This window comes from uncultured Arcobacter sp., assembly GCF_937982575.1.
Lineage (GTDB): Bacteria > Campylobacterota > Campylobacteria > Campylobacterales > Arcobacteraceae > Arcobacter.
The window spans coordinates 51,960-69,850 of sequence record NZ_CALJLR010000005.1 but is presented as its reverse complement, the minus strand read 5'-3'; the positions used below and the strand labels follow the sequence as shown (position 1 = coordinate 69,850).

Genomic DNA, 17,891 nt, shown 5'->3' with positions numbered 1-17,891 from the left:
GGAATAACATGGCAAAAAGAGAAATAGGTATGTGGCTTTACCAAAATAGTGGTGGAGAAGAGATACAAAAAAAGATTATAAGCAAGCTAAATGAAAGGGATATTGTTACTCATCCTAATTTAAATTTACGAAATGCAATTGCTAAAAACTCTCATATAATGTACGATAAAATTAAGTTAGAAAAACTTGACTTATTTTTCTCATATAATGCAGGAGAGCAAACTCAGTATCAAATGTATTTATATAAAGCCCTAAATAGAGTTATTCCAATGATTAATAATTATGAAGCATTTGAACTTACCGAAGATAAATTCCACACATCATTTTTATTAAGAGCAAATGGTGTAAAAACTGCAGATTATAAGTTATGCCATAGGGATGATACACATCATCTTAATACAATAATGAAAAAGTGGTCTAAAATGGTGTATAAACCAACTGATGGTTGGGGTGGAGTTGGACTTACAAAAATAGAGAATGAAGAGACTCTAAATATGCTTATTCCTTTTTTAAATCAAATGGATTTAAGATTTTTTTACGTTGAAAAATTTATCGATTATGATAATACTGACTATAGAGTTGATATTGTTGATGGTCAATTTGTAGGATGTTATGGAAGAAAAGCAAATGGTGCTGATTGGCGTACAAATGTAACTAGTGGAGGAAGCGTGTTTTTAAGAGAGCCAAATGAAGATGTAATCAATTTGGCACTAAAAGCAACTAAAATCACTGGGCTTGATATTGCAGGTGTTGATATAATATATGATAGAAAGAAAGAGGAATATATTGTATTAGAAGTAAATGGTATACCTGCCTTTGCAACACCAGAACAAGAGAAAATGGGCTTAAACTTCAATGATAAAAAAATTGATTTGATTGTTGATTTAATAGATAGAAAAACAAAAAAAGAGGATAAAAAATGAAAAAACTGCCAAAGATAGGATTCTTATATTTAGATTATGTAATGAGATTTTTTGATAAGTCAAACTTTAAAGGCTGGCCAGATAAAATAGAAACTGTTACATACCATTGGAAAAATGACAAAGCTAGGTTCATAAAAGAGATTAAAAGAAAAAAGATTGAAGTACTAATTGGGAATATTCCGGCAACTGCATATGAGACATTTGTTGAGATATCACAAGAGCTTCCAAATGTAAGATTTGTACCCTCAATTGAAACACAGTTTTCAAATAAATCAAAAGAGAATGTAACTCTATTTTGTAAGAAATTTAATATTTCAATTCCTAAAACAAAAATCTATTATGATAAAGATAAGGGGTATGATTATCTAAAAAATAAAGCTACTTACCCACAAATCATAAAAAGAAGTTACGGAGCATCTAATTATGGTGGATATTTTGTTCATAAAGCTGATAGTTACAAAGAAGCAAAAAAACTTCTAGATGAAAAAAAATATAACCCTATTTACACTCAAAATGCGATTGATTTAAAAGATTCAGGGGACATTAGAGTAATGCTTATAGGACACAAACCTATTTGTGCTTTTTGGAGATATTCAGGTACTGGAGAATGGATAACAAATACATCACAAGGTGGTTCGATGTCTTATGAAAATATTCCTATGAATGCTCTTGAACTAGCTGTAAAAGCAAGTAAAGCGGCAAAAGCTGAATATTGGGCTTGTGATATTGCTATTTGTGCTAAAACAGGAAAAGCATATATTTTAGAGTGTGCAACTGCCTTTGCTGCTTTCCCTTACATAAGAGACTGGATTTGTCAATACTTGATGTGGGACTTTTCTATGGGAAGATTTAAAAAACCTCATGTTCCAATGTTCTCTTGGGAAGAGTTAGGGAAAATAGACTCTTCATTACTTAGAACAATGAGACATATAGGGTTTAGTAAATATAAACCTAGTTTTGATGGAGAGTATTTTTTAAATGATACAAAAGGCTTTGATATGTCTTTAACAGAAATAAGTAATGAAAATGATGTTCCAGATTCTATTGCACCAAAAGATTTAGAAAAAACCTATGCAAAACAAGCAAGCACTGTTGTTGAGTTTGAAAAGAAAAAAATCAATTTAAACGAAGCTACTTTGACAGATTTAATGTCTTTATACGGTATGGAAGAAGATTTAGCTTTTGAAATCAAAGAATATTTAGATGAAAACATAATAACAGATAGTTCTGATTTACTTGAAATAGAATCAATAGATAAACAAATGCTAAAATCATGGGACCAAACAATTGGTGATATGAGAGTTGACATAAATAGTGCATCAAAAGAGATTTTAAAGAAAATAAAAGGGATAGGACCAAAGCTTGCAAAAGTTATCCTTGATTACAAAGAAAAGGTAACTTCAATTAAAGATATTGAAGAGTTAAAAGAGATAGATGGTATAGGAAAAAATAAGTTTAATCAGCTAAAATCCAGATTAAAAGTAGGAGAATAAATTTTTGAAAATACTATACAGATCATACGATGCTTCAACAACAATTTTTAAAGAACTAGAAGCAGAATATCCAAAATATTTTAAAATAGAATCGATTGGTCAAACTTGGGAAAAAAGAGATATAAATTTAATCACAATTTCAAAAAATATAAAAACTGCAAATAGTAAACCAGCACTATTTTATACTGGAACTATTCATGCAAGAGAATGGATAGGACATGAATTAGCAATTGAATTTGCTTCTTATGTTCTAAGAAACTTAGAAACCGACCCAACACTACAAACTTACTTAAGCGAAAGTACTATATACATGGTACCTTGTGCAAATCCAGATGGATATGAATATTCAAGAAACCATTTCTCTTTTTGGAGAAAAAATAGAAGACAAAATATGGATGGGACTTATGGAGTAGATTTAAATAGAAACTTTCCCATAGGATTTGTAAAATCTACAAATACCTCTTCAAATGTATATGGAGGACCTGAACCTTTTTCTGAACCAGAAACTCAAAGTCTAAGGGATTTTGTTTTAGCTCATCCAAATATTACAATTGCATTAGATTATCATAGTCAAGGAAATGTTTTCTTTCCTGCTCATGATTTTAGACATGAAGATACTATTGATACAATTGATATGAATACATTATGTGCAAATATGGCAGAAGAGATTAGAAAAATATCAGGACGAGAGTATGGTATACACCAAGGTAAACCACCAGCAAAACTAATCTCTGGAAGTGGAAGAGAGTTTTACTATTCACAAGGTATATTATCATCTGTGGTAGAAGTTGGAACTAGGAATATTAGTGATTATATGGAAGATATGAATGAAAATATTAGAGAACATATTCCAGCTTTAATTTATGCCTTAAAAGAAGTTGATAACTATAGTAAAAACTCTCCTATGTCGAGAGTAAACTCTTTTGATGTAACTGAAATTGGTTCTAATCATGTAAATTTAAAATGGGATTTTACAATAGACAAAGATGTATATTTCGAAATATTTAGAAGTCGTAGCGATAAACACTTTTGTAACGCATCTAATTTGATTACAAAAACACAAAGCTTAGAGTTTAGTGATATTAATTTAGCATCAAATAAAGATTACTTTTATAATATCAGAGCTGTAAATAAAAAAACAAATCAAAAATCACCTTTTTATCCACAAATTAGAGTTAGAACATCAGTAGAGTATGATGAATATAGTAGAACTTATTACGCAAATGCAAAAGGTACAGGTTACGTTGCTGAAAATTTAAATAATAATCCTAAACATTTTGGTATAAATTCTTTATTTGTTGGAGTTGATGAAAATAAAGGTATTTCTTATGCTGTTATATCTATAAATATGAAATCTCTTCCTCAAAATGCCCTTATAAAAGTAGCTTCTTTTAATCTATATCCTATTAACAGAGTTTCGACAACAATTGAAAAATATGGTGAATGGAATGTTGGACTTGTTAATCAAGAAACTATGGGTGATATTACAAATTTTGAAGATGTAGATAATATGGAAATAATCAGATACATTGGCCGACCAACTGAATCACATCAGCTTACACAAGGGATTTGGAGAACTTGGAGTTTATCAGGCTCAGAGTGTGTGGATTTAAAAAAATCAATTCTCAATGATACTATCGTATTAAGAGTTGAAGGGCCCAAAGAGTTAAGAGTTGGACGAACTAAACAGATGATGCAATGGGATATTGGATATGGGAAGTATGGTTTTGGTTTATCATATAGACCACGACTTGAATTAACATATACTATTGAACCTACAGTTGCAACTTTATATCCAAAATCTATTCATACAGTAAGTAAAACAGAAGTAACAGATGATGTAATAACTGCTGGTTTTGATGAAAAAGGAAATAAGATATATTCTACTTTCAAGTTTAACTTATCGTCTCTTCCTCCTTATAATGACACAATGATTACTAAAGCTTATTTTGAATTAAACTCTACAAAAATCTATATAAAAGATGATATTAGATTCCATTTAGAGTTTGTAGATGAAAATATTGATAAAAGTTATAGAGATATTACAAATAGAGAAGTAATTCAAAATGTTGGTTATGACGTTAGTGCAAATGAACTAAAAAACAATCAAACCCAATACTTTATGTTTGATTCCTTTTCTGAAATTATTTTAAATGAAAAGCTAAAAAATAAATCAGATATTGCCTTTGTATTAAAGCCTACATCGGCTACTAAAATAATAAAAGATAAAACTGTTTCTTGGGAAGCAAATAATACTGCCCTTTGCCCAAAATTAATTATTGAACATATTCCTAAAAGAAGACTTCCTGTTGAACAAGTTACAAATGCCCAGTTAGTTATGGAAAATGGTAAAATAAAAGTCACTTGGAATAACCCAAAAGATCCAGATTTTACAGGTGCAAAAATAATTAAAAATGCTTATAGAAAACCTCTATCTGCACAAGATGGTCAAAAACTTTATGCAGGTGTAGATGAATATACACTAGATGACTTTGGAGCTACTGATATAGATAAGTATTATGCAATATTTACTTATGATGATGTTCCAAACTATTCTGAACCTATTATTTTAGAATATAAAGCTAAATAATTTTTATTTAGCTTTTAATTAGAGTAGCTATAATATTCTAAAATAATTTTAGGATATTAAAATGATATTGAAATTTAAAGAATTTTACCCACAAATAGACCCAAGTGCTTGGATAGCTCCAAGCGCTGATTTAATTGGAAACATAACTATAGGCGAAGATTCATCTGTTTGGTTTGGCTGTGTTATTCGTTCTGATGTTAATGAAGTAAAAATAGGCAAAAATAGTAATATCCAAGACTTATCATGTATTCACACTGATACAAATACAAAAACAATAATCGGAGATAATGTAACAATAGGCCATAAAGTTATGCTTCATGGCTGTACTATTGAAGATAATTGTCTAATTGGCATGAGTGCAACAATTTTGGATGATGCAGTAATTGGAGAAGGAAGTATAGTTGGAGCAAATTCACTTGTAACTTCAGGAAAAGTGTTTCCACCAAGAAGTTTAATCATGGGAAGCCCTGCTAAAGTAGTGAAAGAGTTAAATCAAGAAGATGTTGATAAATTAATTAAACACGCTGCCCACTATGTTGAATACAAAAATGACTATAGATAAGTAAATGGTATAAATAGGGATACATATTGGAAAATATTAATGAATTTATAAAAAAGTTAAAAGTTTTATATGTAGAAAATGATGATGAAGAGAGAAAAGTTTTTGAAGACTTTTTAAATAAAAAATTTGAAACTACTACTTCGTGCAGTAATGCATTTGATGGCTATGATGCTTACAAAAAAGCCATAGAAGAAAACTTACCTTATGATTTAATCATAAGTAATATCAATATGCCAAAAATGAGTGGAATCGAACTTCTTGAAAAAATTAGAGAAGAAAATAAAGATGTGCCATATATTTTCACAACAGGTATATTAGAGTCTGAACAAATGATAAAAGCAATAAACCTAAATGTTAATTCATATTTTCTAAAACCTCTAGATTTTACAATACTTGATAAAAATCTTGAAACTGTATGTGAAGATATATATTATAAGAAAAACTATATCCTACAAAAAAAAGAGACTGAGTCATATTTATCTTTGTTAAATAAAGAAGCAATAGTTTCTAAAACTGATTTTGAAGGAAATATAACTTTTGTAAATGATGCATTTTTAGAAGTTTCAGGGTACAAAGAAGATGAAGTAATAGGGAAAAATCACAATATTGTAAGACACCCAGATACTCCTAAAAGCCTATTTAAAGAGTTATGGGAGACAATTAAAAGTGGAAAAACCTGGGAAGGAACTCTTAGAAATCTATCTAAAAATAATGAAACATATTACATAAATACAAAAATTATTCCTGTATTTGATGATTTGGGTAAAGATATTGTTGAGTTTATTAGTATTAGATTTTTAGTTACTGATGAAGAGAATCAAAGAAGAGCACAAAACAAAAGATATTTAGAACAAGTTACTACTTATAAAAAAGAGATATCTAATCTAAAAAAAGAAAAAGAGATAATTTTATCAAAAATAAGTGGCTTCAATGATAATAGTGAGCTTCTAAGAAATAAAGTTATTACATATGAAAATAGAATAAAAAGCCTACTTTCACAACTTGAAATATATGAAAAACAAAATATTGAATACTCAAAGCTTGATTTAATGATGAAGCAAGATAAAAAGAAACAATTTGATTTAATAGCTAAACAACTACTTCAAATAAAAACTCAAAATAAATCCCTAGTAATAGAGTTAGAAGATCTAAAAAAAGCTATTTTCAATAAAGATAAACAAATAGATACTTTAGAAAAAAAACAAGAAGAGCACGAAAAAAGAATATCAAATCTACTTGATTTAGTTAATAATCTTCAAAAAGAGATGAAAGAATTAAAAGGTGAAAAAAGTGAGTAAATATCAAATGAATATAGAAAAACAATTTGATATTTTATACCCTATTTTAAATGATATCTCCCCTATTTCTAAGGAAAATTGGAATATGGTAAAACCTTTTTTTAATACTAAAACATTAAATAAAGGCGAGCATCTTTTTTCTATTGATGATAAAGTTGAAGATTTTTATTTTTTAATTTCTGGCTTAGCTAGATACTACTATCTAACAGTTGAGGGGAAAGAGTTTAATAAATCTTTTGCAGAAAAACAAGGACATTTATTAAGCAGTATCTCTTCTGTATCCCATGGAACACCCTGCCCTTTTAGTGTAGAAGTGCTTAGTGACTTTACTTGTTTACATATATCTTATAAAAAGCTTTTAGAACTTGGCAGTGAGCATAAACAGTGGAATGACTTACTTTTACGAGTTTATGAAAATCTTATAATCAAAAAAGAAAAAAGAGAAGCTGATTTTCTACTTTTAAATGCAAGAGAGCGTTATGAAAAGTTTTTAGATGATTATTCTATGATTGAAGATGCTGTAACAAACTATCATATTGCTTCATATTTAGGTATTACTGATGTTGCACTATCTAGAATTAGAAAAGAGATGAAAAATTAACATAGGTTAATGACAATATTTTTTTTTGATTGTATACTTACATCATCAATTTTATGGAGACAAAAATGCAATTAAAAATCGCAGAAATAAAAGATATAGAGAATATATTAAAACTACATGCTAAATACCAACTAGCAACTATTGCTGAAGTTGATAAAAAAGATGGGTTTGTAACAACAGGCTTTTCAAAAGAAGAACTAACAGCCCTTATTGAACAAGAACAAGGCTTATTTATAGCAGTTGAAGATGATGTTGTATTAGGATATGTTATGTCAGCTTCGTGGCAGTTTTGGTCAAAATGGCCTATGTTTGTGCATATGATAAAAGATTTACCAAAACTAAGATATTTGGGACAAACATTAACAGTAGATAACTCTTATCAATATGGACCAGTTTGTATAGATAAAAGTGTAAGAGGAAGTGGACTGTTAGAAAAACTTTTTGATTTTGCCTTAGAGTCTATGTCTAAACGATACCCTATTTTAGTAACTTTTGTAAATAAAATCAATGAGCGTTCTTATTCTGCACATAAAAGAAAACTTGGGCTTGATGTTATTCAAGAGTTTGAATTTAATAATAATACTTACTACGAAATGGTTTTTGATACCACTAAAAGAGTTTTAGAAAAATAAGTTATAAAAACTGTACAAGTCCCATATAAAAAAGAGTTCCCACAATTATAGAGACTAAATAGTTGTTAAATCTTATGTGTAAAAAAGCTGTTACTAATATAGACAAGAGCTCTTTTGCACCATAAGGAACAATTTTAAAATCGATACTTGTTAAAGTATAAAATATTAAAATAGTCATTATAATTGGTGGAAAATTTTTTTCGATGAAAACAACCCAAGCTGGTGGCTCATATTTTACAAAAAATAAAAATGGAAAAACTCTAGTAATAAAGTTTGCTATAGCCATCACTAAAACAGCTAAATATATTTCATTACTTAGCATTTTCTAAACTACTTTTAAAAATAAACATCCCAATCAAAGAACAAACAATAGCAAAAATAAGCATACTATCTATAGGAACTAACAAAATTGCTATTATTGAAGTTATTGCACCAATAAAAAATGGTACAAAATTTTTATTAGCTTTATATTGTTCAATTGCTAGTATTACAAACAGAGCGGTTAAAGAGAACTCTAATCCATTTGTATTGAAAGATATATTTGTACCAAATATTGCACCTATAAGGCTTCCAGTAACCCAATAAAATTGGTTGAGAGCACTTAGATAAAAATAGTAATACTTCTTATTTAATTGTTCATCCTCTTTTATACTTGTTAAAAGTGCATAAGTTTCATCTGTAAGTGCAAATATCAAATAGGGTTTGAGTTTTCCAGATTTTTTAAACTTTTTTAACATAGATAAGCCATAAAAGGATTGTCTAATATTCACAAAAATAGATGCAATAAAAATATCCAGAAGTCCAAGTTTTGAACTAAAAAATCCAATAGCCAAAAACTGCAGTGCTCCTGCATAAATAAATACAGACATAATAAAAGCTAAATACCAAGGATAATTTAAACTGGTAATCAATAATCCAAAAGCAAAACCAAGTACACAATAACCCATCATAACAGGAATTGAGACTTTTAGTGCGCTTTTAAATTCTCTTGATTTTATCATTTGAGGGAGGTTTTGTAAAGAGAAAAAATCTCTTTACAGTTTTGAATAAGCTTCAGTGAGTTTTGTATATAAAAGGTTAAAATCAATACTTTCATACTCTTCTAGTATTGAGACCATAACTACATTATCTTCATCTCCATTCCAAACTTTTGTATAAGTTCCTTCTTTATATCCATTGTCTTGTCTAAACTTATTTAAACAGTTTTTACCAATATATAGCTTTTGAAGCCAAGGAAAAGATAATCCTGAGATTTTACAACATCTAAAGTATTGGTCAATAAATCTCTCTATTCCTGAAAATGATGGCATGTTTCCAGTTTGGATAGCTAATGAGATATAAGAAAGTTTTTCAGACTCTTTTACCATAAGATTCACATCTACTTCACTATTTGCTTCATAAATACAATGTGTATTTACTAAAGATACAGCTTTTGGAATATTTGTCTCTTGTAAAATATATGACATCAAAAAGTGCCAAATATCTACTAACTCAACATGAATATTATTCATATCAGGTTCTGAATTGATATTCTTCCAATGTTTCCAAGGAGTTGATTCAATAAGTTCAGAAACTTCCATATGAATACATCTTAACCAATTTATTTCTTTGCCATACTTATTAGTTCCCAATTCCCAGTTTTTACCATTTGTAGAGTCATTTAACTCTTTTTGTAATAAAAACATCTCTTCTAATTTATGAGGAAAGCTAGAAGCCTCTTCTAATAAAGTTGCAAGTGGTAAACACTCTTCAACTAAACTCTCTAAAGTTGAACTTTCAGGTAAGTTCTCTTCACCTCTTAGTAAATGTACAATTAAAGAGACAGTATAAGGAACACTATCTTTTTGTTCCCATTTCAAAATTTCAGATGGTGTTACACCAATATATTTTGCAAAATCTTCTATAGTAAAAAAACCTAAAGATTTTGTAGCAATTTTCAAATCCTCATATAACAATATTAACTCCTATTCTACTGGTAATTCTATTTTAAATAATGCACCATTTGAACTATTTTCTATACTTAGTTTACCTAAGCTATGTTCTTCAATGATAGTTTTGCTCATATACAAGCCAAGACCGGTGCCCTTGTCCTTGTGTTTAGTTGTAAAGTACGAATCAAAAACTTTATTTAAATTTTCTGCAGGTATTCCACCCGCGTTATCTTCGATTTCTATTATTACATAATTTTCGTTAAAATCACATCTAATAATTATCAATTTTGATTCTATTTGTCTTTCTAAAAGAACATCTATTGCATTTTTTATGATATTTATCATAACTTGTATAAGATTATTTTCAATAATACTAATTTCTCTATCATTGATAATCTCTAGTTTAAAGTCAATATTATTTATAGTTAAAATATAATGCAAAAACTTAATAGCTTTATCTATTATTTTACTTGGTTTTGTAATTGTTTTTTGACTTTCAGGTTTAAAAAAATTTCTAAAGTCATCTATTGTTTTTGACATATAATCTAACTGTAAATCAATATCTGTAACAGATTTTTGTAGGATATCATTATCAACATAACCATCTAGTTTTTTTCTCAATACAAGCTTTTGTGCCAATATTGAAACTGTTTGAAGTGGCTGTCTCCATTGATGTGCAATCATAGATATTAGCTCTCCCATTGCTGCCATTTTGGATTGTTCTAGAAATACTTTTTTCTGATTTTCTAAACTCTTTCTATAGCTAATATCTTTGAAAATTATAATAATATCTTTTTCTCTTTTTTCAACATTTATTTCAACCCAAAATGCTGATTTGTCACACTTTATTACCTCTAAGGAATCAATATTAAAATTATCTTCATTATTTATCTTTTCTATAAAAGTTGTAGCTTCACTTTTATGTACTATTAAATCTTCAATCTTTTTAAATTTGATTTTTTTATTATTTGCTAAAAATAGTTTTCTAAAAAAAGCACTTGAATTTTCAATTTTTCCATCTAAATCTAGATATAAAATAGCTAAATTCTCATCTAAAGTATTAAGTAGATGATTAATTTCATCTTCATCTTTTACTATTTTAATAGTTTGACTTTTTTTAAATAAGTATAGATAAAAGATATCAAAAACTTCATCAACTCTTCTTGTAAAATCATAATCACTTAATTTACTACTATTTTTAGCATCTAAAAATATAGAGTTCTTAAATGTTCTAAGAATTAAGAATAGCTCATCTTTTTGTAAAGTATTTTTCAATAAAAACTTTAATTTAATATCTTTCTCATTTTGTAAAAACTTTATAAATGTATTAAATAGTGGTACGAGAATTGTTTCTAAAAACTCTTTATAACTAATCTGCTTATCTTCAAGTAAAGAACTTATTTGTTCATTATTTATCATATGTGTGAAGATTTTAATTTGATCCTTTTGAATTTTTAGTATATTCTCTTGCAAATAGATAAGTCCTATTTTGTATTTGGTTTTTTATAATAAAGTTTACAATCCATTTTACTTGAACTTTTTACAACAACACTTGGTATTGTTGGCGATTTAAAGCCATATGCTTTACATCCATGTGATCTACCATTTTGCCAAGTTACATAATAATGAATGCACTTTTGACATATAATTCTTTCTTCCATTTTAAATTATCACTTTACTTTGTATTGCTTTTGCTAATGACAATATGTCAACATTTTCTAAACTAACTCCTGTAGGAACACCTTGTGCTATTTTCGTAAAGTTTATATTAAACTCTTTTAATCTATCTTCAATAAACAAAATAAAAGCATCATTTGATAAAGATGGAGATATTGCAAAAAGCACATCTTTTACTCTGTTTGTTTTAACAAATAAAATTAATTTATCTAAAACCATCTCATCCAATTGAGATATAACAAAATATTTACCATTAAACTGTTTTGATTCTTCTATTGTGAAAATATCTTTTGCAGACTGAACTACGCATACAAAGCTAGATTCTCTATCATCATCTAAACAAATCTCACAAATCTCATGTTCACTCATACATCCACATTGTGAACATTTTCTTATTGATTTTAATGCACTTTCAATACTATGAGCAATTTTGATACCACAATAGTTATCACTCATTACTATATGATAAGCAAGTCTTTGTGCTGATTTTTTTCCAATAGTGGGAAGAGATTCAAAGGCCTCTACTAAGTCATAAAATTTATTTAATCCAAGTTTCATGTGGCGATTATATCAAAGATTTATCATAAATTAGATAAAATCGCGAAGTTTTTTAAATAATAAAAGGAGCAATACTTTGTTAGACATAGATTATTATGAATTATTAGAAGTTACAAAAAGTGCTGATAAAAGTACATTAAAAAAAGCTTACCGACAAATGGCAATGAAATATCATCCTGATAAAAACCCAGATGATAATGAAGCAGAAGAAAAATTTAAAGCAATTAATGAAGCTTATCAAGTTTTAAGTGATGATGAAAAAAGAGCTTTATATGATAGATATGGAAAAGCAGGATTAGAAGGACATGGACAAGGTAGAGGTGGATTTAGCTCTGGTGGATTTGAGGATTTAAGTTCAATTTTTGAAGAGATGTTTGGACAATCTGGATTTGGTGGATTTGGTGGACAACAAAGACGACAGAAAAAAACATATAGTTATAATTTAGATATTGGAGTTGAATTAAAAGTAGAGTTCAATGAAGCTGTATTTGGTGCAAACAAGGATGTTATTTATAAATATAAAACTGCTTGTAAACCTTGTAAAGGTACTGGTGCAAAAGATGGTAAACTATCTACTTGTAAAACTTGTGCGGGACAAGGTCAAGTTCATGCAAGACAAGGTTTTATGACATTTGCACAAACTTGTCCTACATGTAATGGTAGCGGTGAATCTGTAGCTAATCAATGTAAAAAATGTTCAGGTACTGGATATGAAGAAAAAGAAGAAAAATTTAATGTAGATATTCCAGAAGGTGTAAATGATGGAAATAGAATTAGAGTATCAAATAAAGGGAATATTGCCCAAGATGGCTCAAGAGGTGATTTATATCTACAAATCAATGTAAATGAAGATCCTCACTATATAAGACATGATGATGATATCTATATAGAGGTTCCGCTATTCTTTACTCAAGTAGCTCTTGGTGATACAATCACTATACCAGGTCTTAGAGGGGAATTATCATTAGAAATTCCTATGGGAACTAAAGACAAAGAGCAATTTAAGTTTAAAAATGAAGGTGTTAAATCTGTACAAGGACATGGAAAAGGTAGTTTAATTGTTCAAATAAAAATAAAATATCCTAAAAATATAAATGATGAACAAAAAGAGTTATTAGAAAAACTACAAAAAAGCTTTGGAATAGAGAGCAAACCACATGAAAAAAACTTTGAAAATATGTTTGACAAAGTAAAAAGCTGGTTTAAATAAACTATATTTAACTAAAATTTATCACAGTATTTTTATTACTGTGATAAAACCAAAAATAACTACTTATTTCATAATCAATTAAAAACTTATTCTATATAATATTTTTAAATATACTATTTAAGGATTTATATAATGACACATCTAGAATCATACCCTGATGAAAAAGGTTATTTTGGAAAATTTGGAGGTTCATTTATACCTCCTCAACTTGAACTTCCTTTTCAAGAGATTACTAAAGCATACAATGAAATAAAAAATTCAAAAGCATTTTTAGATGAACTTCAATATGTAAGAAAACACTATCAAGGAAGACCTACTCCAATTTCATATGCAAAAAGCTTAACACAGTTTTGTGGTGGCGCGAAAATATATTTAAAAAGAGAAGACTTAAATCATACAGGAGCACATAAACTAAATCACTGTATGGCTGAAGTTATTTTAGCTAAGCATTTAGGTAAGAAAAAAGTAATTGCAGAAACAGGTGCAGGACAACACGGGGTTGCACTAGCAACAGCAGCTGCATATTTTGGATTAGAGTGTGAAATACATATGGGAGAAGTTGATATAAAAAAAGAGTACCCAAATGTAGTTAGAATGAAAATTCTAGGTGCTAAAATAGTACCAGCAACTCATGGACTCAAAACTTTAAAAGAGGCTGTTGACTCTGCATTTGAAGCATATTTAGGTGATACTGATAACTCTATTTATTGTATTGGTTCAGTAGTAGGCCCTCATCCTTTTCCTATGATGGTAAGAGACTTTCAAAGTGTAATTGGATTAGAGTCTAAAGAGCAATTTTTAGAGCATGAAAATAGACTTCCTGATAACGTTGTAGCTTGTGTTGGTGGAGGTTCAAATGCTATGGGGATATTTTCTGGATTTATTGATGATAAAGAAGTAGATTTATATGGAGTTGAACCTTTGGGTAAAGGGGAAAGTTTAGGTGAACATGCAGCAAGCTTAACTTATGGAAGTGAGGGAGTTATGCATGGTTTTAATTCAATCATGCTAAAAGACGAGAAAGGTGATCCTGCGCCTGTATATTCAATAGGTAGTGGCATTGATTATCCATCAGTTGGTCCAGAACATGCTTTTTTAATGGATAAAGGTAGAACAAAAGTTGGTCTATGCAATGATGAAGAAGCTGTAGATGCATTTTATAAATTATCACAACTAGAAGGGATAATTCCAGCTCTTGAATCAGCTCATGCAGTTGCATATGCTATGAAATTAGCAGCAACTCTATCTAAAGATAAAACTATATTAGTAAATTTAAGTGGTCGAGGGGATAAAGATATTGATTTTGTTATTGAGAACTACCCTATTGCTAATTTAAAATAAATCTATTAACTTACAAATAAAGAGTACCAAAATATATCAAACATAGTTAAAATCTCATATAAAGGTTTTAACTATGAAAAATATTTGGATAATAGGTTCTAGTAGCGGTATTGGATTAGATCTTTTAAAAATATATTTAAAATTAAACTATAAAATAATAGCATCTTCAAGAACCATAGAATCATCAGAAGAGATACTTACTTTACAAAAAAAGTACCCCCAAAAGCTTACACTACTTAATATAGATGTTTCAAACACAACAAGTGTAGAAAAATCAGTACAAAAACTCTTTAGCATATTTGATAAAATTGATATTACAATCTTTAATGCAGCTGTTTATGAAGTAATGAGAGTGGAAAAGTGGGATATAAAGCACTTTGAAGAGATGACAAATATTAATTACCTTGGTGCGCTTAGAGTTACAACGTCACTTATACCTTTTTATGAAAAACAAGGCTTTGGACGATTAGTTTTTAATGCTAGTTTATCAAGTTATTTTGGGCTACCTTATGGTGGTGGATATAGTGCTAGTAAAGCTGCCCTTGTAAATTTTGCACAATCAATTCAAGCAGAACTTATCGTAAAAAATATTGAAATTCAAATTATAAATCATGGCTTCGTACAAACAAGACTTACTCAAAAAAATAATTTTGAGATGCCAGACTTAATTACAAGTGAAGAGGCAGCTAAAAACATATATGAAGGTGTAAATAGAAAGTACTCATTTGAAATAAGGTTTCCTTTTAAAATATCTCTGTTTTTAAGACTTATGGCAATACTACCTTATAAAATATCTCTTATAATTAATAAAAAGTTACTAAAATGAATTATGAACAATATGCTCAAAACTATGCTTTGTTTTTTGAGAACTTAAATATTAATGTAACTTTAGAAGAGTACAAAGAAATATTTATAGAAGATGTCTATTTTGAAGACCCCTTTCAAAAGACTAATGATATAGATTCATTGATAAATATCTTTTCTCATATGTATAAAACCTTGGAAGAGCCAAGTTTTAAAATCACAGAAGCCATAACAAAAGGAAACATTTCTTATCTTAGATGGACTTTTAGATACAAAACTTCAAAAAACAGCAAAGATTTTCAATCTTTTATTGGAGTATCTAGAGTTGAATTTACATCAAAGGGGAAAGTTTCTTCCCATATTGATTATTGGGATAGTGGAGTAAATATTTATGAAAAAATTCCACTATTAAAACATATAATAAAACTCATAAAAAATAAGATAAAAGCATGAATAAAAATATAGCAAAAATTGCTTATGGAACTCTTGCCATACCAATAGCTTTTTTAGGTCTTCCTATATACATTTATTTACCAAATTTTTATGTAAATGAGATAGGACTTAATGTTGCACTCGTTGGTATTGCTCTTTTTTTATCAAGATTACTTGATATGATAAGTGACCCTTTTATTGGGCTTATTAGTGATAAATATATAAAAAAGAGTTATCTAATTGTCTTGGGTAGCATAACTTTGCTTTTCAGTTTTTATTTTCTAATTCATCCTTCAAGTTCAAATTCATTTTTATGGTTATTTATTTTCTCTGCTTTAACTTATATATCCTGGAGCTTTATAAATATACCTTACCTTGCTTTAAATGCTGAACTTGGTAAAAATTACCAAGATAATACAAACCTCTCTTTTTCAAGGGAGGTTTTTACAATCATAGGTGTGGTAATAGCACTTCTCTTACCATATATTTATAACATATCTCAAAATCCAAAAGAGAGTTTAAATTTACTTTTAAAAACTTCACTTATAGTTTTTCCTATAGTGATTTTTATTTTCGTTTTTTTTATAAAAGAAAATAAGAGTTCAATGGAAACTTTGCCTTTTTTTGACTCCTTAAAAAGGTTTAAAAAAGATTTTGCAAAAGCTAATAATATTTTTATCGCTTTTATACTTAACAATCTTGCAAATGCCATACCAGCAACACTATTTTTGTTTTATGTTCAATTAGTTCTTAAAACACCAGAATATACAGGTGCCCTACTTTTAGTATATTTTATATCTGCTGTCATTGCTTTGCCTTTTTGGATATATTTATCTAAGAAAATAGATAAGCAAAAAGTTTGGATAAGCTCAATAGCTCTAGCTGTAGTCTCTTTTTCATTTGTACCATTTTTAGGTGAAGAGGATTATATTTTATTTGGTCTTATATCTTTTTGTACAGGAGTAAGTTTAAGTGCAGATATGGCAATACCAGCATCAATACAGTCAGATATTGCCCAAAAATCAAAAACTCTAGGAAATCAAATTTCTGGTGTATTGTTTGGTTTTTGGAATATGCTTACAAAACTATCTTTGGCTTTGGCAGTATTTATCACTTTTATAATATTAGAAATAGTTGGTTTTGACGTAAATAATCTTTCCAATCTAGCTTTAAATACGCTTATTATACTCTACTCAATTTTACCTATTCTACTTAAACTCGTAGCAGTTTTCTTTATAAATAGATATCAGTTTTAATTTATGAATTGACAAAAACTAACTATTAAATCATTTCACCTGCCTATATAATTGTAATAATAAAACTTTAGGAGTAAATATGCGTATGCTAATTGTGTTGCTGATTTTTTTCTTATCATTAAATGCAAAGATGCCACAAAGTATTAACTTTGTAGATCCTAAACTTTTTAGTGGTACTTGGTTTGAAATAGCACGTACCTATAATTATTTTGAAAGAGATTGTCTATCACCTAGTGTTGAATACAAACTTGTTGATATTGATAAATTTGAAGTATTTAACAGATGTTATGACAAGAACGACACTCAACGCATTATTGCGTATGAAGGAAAAGCAGTTTCTAAAGAAAAGAACTCTATGGCAAGTATAGATATGACATATTTTTATATTTTTACTAGTGAGTACAGAATCATATATTTAAATGATTATAAAACTGCTGTTATGGCAAGTACAGACTTGAAAAATATTTGGATTATGAGTAAATCTAAAGATATAGAAAAAGATGAGTTAAATAAGATATTAAATTTTTTAGATGACTATATAGACATATCTAAGCTTATTTACTCAAGTCATTCATAAGGATTA

General features: G+C 28.4%; 19 protein-coding genes. 13 read left to right on the top strand and 6 right to left on the bottom strand.

The features are described 5' to 3' along the window. The first annotated feature begins 8 nt into the window (after positions 1-8). The 7 genes from Q0617_RS03815 to Q0617_RS03785 all read left to right on the top strand — a co-directional run bounded on the left by Q0617_RS03815 (position 9) and on the right by Q0617_RS03785 (position 8,099). Positions 9-923, top strand: a complete 915-nt coding sequence (locus Q0617_RS03815) for an ATP-grasp domain-containing protein (RefSeq protein WP_298750660.1) — start codon at positions 9-11, stop codon at positions 921-923. Next, positions 920-2,416 carry a helix-hairpin-helix domain-containing protein gene (locus Q0617_RS03810; protein ID WP_298750659.1) on the top strand — a complete coding sequence of 499 codons (1,497 nt, stop codon included), beginning with the start codon at positions 920-922 and terminating at the stop codon, positions 2,414-2,416. The genes Q0617_RS03815 and Q0617_RS03810 overlap by 4 nt, the downstream gene beginning before the upstream one ends. Before the next feature lie 4 nt (positions 2,417-2,420). Next, positions 2,421-5,006: a M14 family zinc carboxypeptidase gene (locus Q0617_RS03805; protein ID WP_298750657.1), complete on the top strand. Its 2,586-nt coding sequence runs from the start codon at positions 2,421-2,423 to the stop codon at positions 5,004-5,006. Between the two features lie 61 nt (positions 5,007-5,067). After that, positions 5,068-5,568 carry a gamma carbonic anhydrase family protein gene (locus Q0617_RS03800; RefSeq protein WP_298750655.1) on the top strand — a complete coding sequence of 167 codons (501 nt, stop codon included), beginning with the start codon at positions 5,068-5,070 and terminating at the stop codon, positions 5,566-5,568. A gap of 26 nt (positions 5,569-5,594) precedes the next feature. Next, positions 5,595-6,866 carry a response regulator gene (locus Q0617_RS03795; protein WP_298750653.1) on the top strand — a complete coding sequence of 424 codons (1,272 nt, stop codon included), beginning with the start codon at positions 5,595-5,597 and terminating at the stop codon, positions 6,864-6,866. Then, complete coding sequence (locus tag Q0617_RS03790) at positions 6,859-7,467, top strand: Crp/Fnr family transcriptional regulator (RefSeq protein ID WP_298750650.1); 609 nt, start codon at positions 6,859-6,861, stop codon at positions 7,465-7,467. Before Q0617_RS03795 ends, Q0617_RS03790 begins: the two co-directional genes overlap by 8 nt. A gap of 65 nt (positions 7,468-7,532) precedes the next feature. After that, on the top strand, positions 7,533-8,099 hold the full coding sequence (locus Q0617_RS03785) for a GNAT family acetyltransferase (RefSeq protein WP_298750647.1): 567 nt from the start codon (positions 7,533-7,535) through the stop codon (positions 8,097-8,099). Position 8,100: 1 nt separating this feature from the next. On the opposite strand, the gene Q0617_RS03780 is transcribed toward Q0617_RS03785, so the two are convergent. From Q0617_RS03780 to recR, 6 genes are all read right to left on the bottom strand, one after another. Then, positions 8,101-8,421: an AzlD domain-containing protein gene (locus Q0617_RS03780; RefSeq protein WP_298750645.1), complete on the bottom strand. Its 321-nt coding sequence runs from the start codon at positions 8,419-8,421 to the stop codon at positions 8,101-8,103. Then, on the bottom strand, positions 8,411-9,100 hold the full coding sequence (locus tag Q0617_RS03775; protein WP_298750643.1) for an AzlC family ABC transporter permease: 690 nt from the start codon (positions 9,098-9,100) through the stop codon (positions 8,411-8,413). Before Q0617_RS03775 ends, Q0617_RS03780 begins: the two co-directional genes overlap by 11 nt. 33 nt (positions 9,101-9,133) lie before the next feature. Beyond that, positions 9,134-10,054, bottom strand: a complete 921-nt coding sequence (locus Q0617_RS03770) for a dUTP diphosphatase (RefSeq protein WP_298750641.1) — start codon at positions 10,052-10,054, stop codon at positions 9,134-9,136. Between the two features lie 9 nt (positions 10,055-10,063). Continuing rightward, positions 10,064-11,449, bottom strand: a complete 1,386-nt coding sequence (locus tag Q0617_RS03765) for a HAMP domain-containing sensor histidine kinase (protein WP_298750639.1) — start codon at positions 11,447-11,449, stop codon at positions 10,064-10,066. 65 nt (positions 11,450-11,514) lie between these two features. Beyond that, positions 11,515-11,691, bottom strand: a complete 177-nt coding sequence (locus Q0617_RS03760) for a uracil-DNA glycosylase (RefSeq protein ID WP_298750637.1) — start codon at positions 11,689-11,691, stop codon at positions 11,515-11,517. A 1-nt stretch (position 11,692) separates the two neighbouring features. Further along, complete coding sequence (recR, locus tag Q0617_RS03755; protein ID WP_298750634.1) at positions 11,693-12,265, bottom strand: recombination mediator RecR; 573 nt, start codon at positions 12,263-12,265, stop codon at positions 11,693-11,695. 76 nt (positions 12,266-12,341) lie between these two features. Between recR and dnaJ the strand changes: the two genes are divergently transcribed. From dnaJ to Q0617_RS03725, 6 genes are all read left to right on the top strand, one after another. Continuing rightward, on the top strand, positions 12,342-13,475 hold the full coding sequence (dnaJ, locus tag Q0617_RS03750; protein ID WP_298750631.1) for a molecular chaperone DnaJ: 1,134 nt from the start codon (positions 12,342-12,344) through the stop codon (positions 13,473-13,475). A gap of 132 nt (positions 13,476-13,607) precedes the next feature. Further along, positions 13,608-14,816 carry a tryptophan synthase subunit beta gene (gene trpB, locus Q0617_RS03745; RefSeq protein ID WP_298750629.1) on the top strand — a complete coding sequence of 403 codons (1,209 nt, stop codon included), beginning with the start codon at positions 13,608-13,610 and terminating at the stop codon, positions 14,814-14,816. A gap of 73 nt (positions 14,817-14,889) precedes the next feature. Continuing rightward, complete coding sequence (locus Q0617_RS03740) at positions 14,890-15,642, top strand: SDR family NAD(P)-dependent oxidoreductase (RefSeq protein WP_298750627.1); 753 nt, start codon at positions 14,890-14,892, stop codon at positions 15,640-15,642. Beyond that, complete coding sequence (locus tag Q0617_RS03735) at positions 15,639-16,073, top strand: nuclear transport factor 2 family protein (RefSeq protein WP_298750625.1); 435 nt, start codon at positions 15,639-15,641, stop codon at positions 16,071-16,073. The genes Q0617_RS03740 and Q0617_RS03735 overlap by 4 nt, the downstream gene beginning before the upstream one ends. Further along, entirely contained in the window at positions 16,070-17,308 is a 1,239-nt protein-coding gene (locus Q0617_RS03730) for an MFS transporter (RefSeq protein WP_298750623.1), read from the top strand. The genes Q0617_RS03735 and Q0617_RS03730 overlap by 4 nt, the downstream gene beginning before the upstream one ends. Before the next feature lie 79 nt (positions 17,309-17,387). Next, entirely contained in the window at positions 17,388-17,885 is a 498-nt protein-coding gene (locus Q0617_RS03725; RefSeq protein ID WP_298750622.1) for a lipocalin family protein, read from the top strand. Positions 17,886-17,891: the final 6 nt, after the last annotated feature.

Bases quoted from the DNA above. Each gene is read 5' to 3' on its own strand.
- Q0617_RS03815 (WP_298750660.1), top strand. From the start codon at position 9: ATGGCAAAAAGAGAAATAGGTATGTGGCTTTACCAAAATAGTGGTGGA.
- Q0617_RS03810 (WP_298750659.1), top strand. From the start codon at position 920: ATGAAAAAACTGCCAAAGATAGGATTCTTATATTTAGATTATGTAATG.
- Q0617_RS03800 (WP_298750655.1), top strand. From the start codon at position 5,068: ATGATATTGAAATTTAAAGAATTTTACCCACAAATAGACCCAAGTGCT.
- Q0617_RS03785 (WP_298750647.1), top strand. From the start codon at position 7,533: ATGCAATTAAAAATCGCAGAAATAAAAGATATAGAGAATATATTAAAA.
- Q0617_RS03780 (WP_298750645.1), bottom strand. From the start codon at position 8,421: ATGCTAAGTAATGAAATATATTTAGCTGTTTTAGTGATGGCTATAGCA.
- Q0617_RS03775 (WP_298750643.1), bottom strand. From the start codon at position 9,100: ATGATAAAATCAAGAGAATTTAAAAGCGCACTAAAAGTCTCAATTCCT.
- Q0617_RS03765 (WP_298750639.1), bottom strand. From the start codon at position 11,449: ATGATAAATAATGAACAAATAAGTTCTTTACTTGAAGATAAGCAGATT.
- Q0617_RS03760 (WP_298750637.1), bottom strand. From the start codon at position 11,691: ATGGAAGAAAGAATTATATGTCAAAAGTGCATTCATTATTATGTAACT.
- recR (WP_298750634.1), bottom strand. From the start codon at position 12,265: ATGAAACTTGGATTAAATAAATTTTATGACTTAGTAGAGGCCTTTGAA.
- trpB (WP_298750629.1), top strand. From the start codon at position 13,608: ATGACACATCTAGAATCATACCCTGATGAAAAAGGTTATTTTGGAAAA.
- Q0617_RS03740 (WP_298750627.1), top strand. From the start codon at position 14,890: ATGAAAAATATTTGGATAATAGGTTCTAGTAGCGGTATTGGATTAGAT.
- Q0617_RS03735 (WP_298750625.1), top strand. From the start codon at position 15,639: ATGAATTATGAACAATATGCTCAAAACTATGCTTTGTTTTTTGAGAAC.
- Q0617_RS03730 (WP_298750623.1), top strand. From the start codon at position 16,070: ATGAATAAAAATATAGCAAAAATTGCTTATGGAACTCTTGCCATACCA.
- Q0617_RS03725 (WP_298750622.1), top strand. From the start codon at position 17,388: ATGCGTATGCTAATTGTGTTGCTGATTTTTTTCTTATCATTAAATGCA.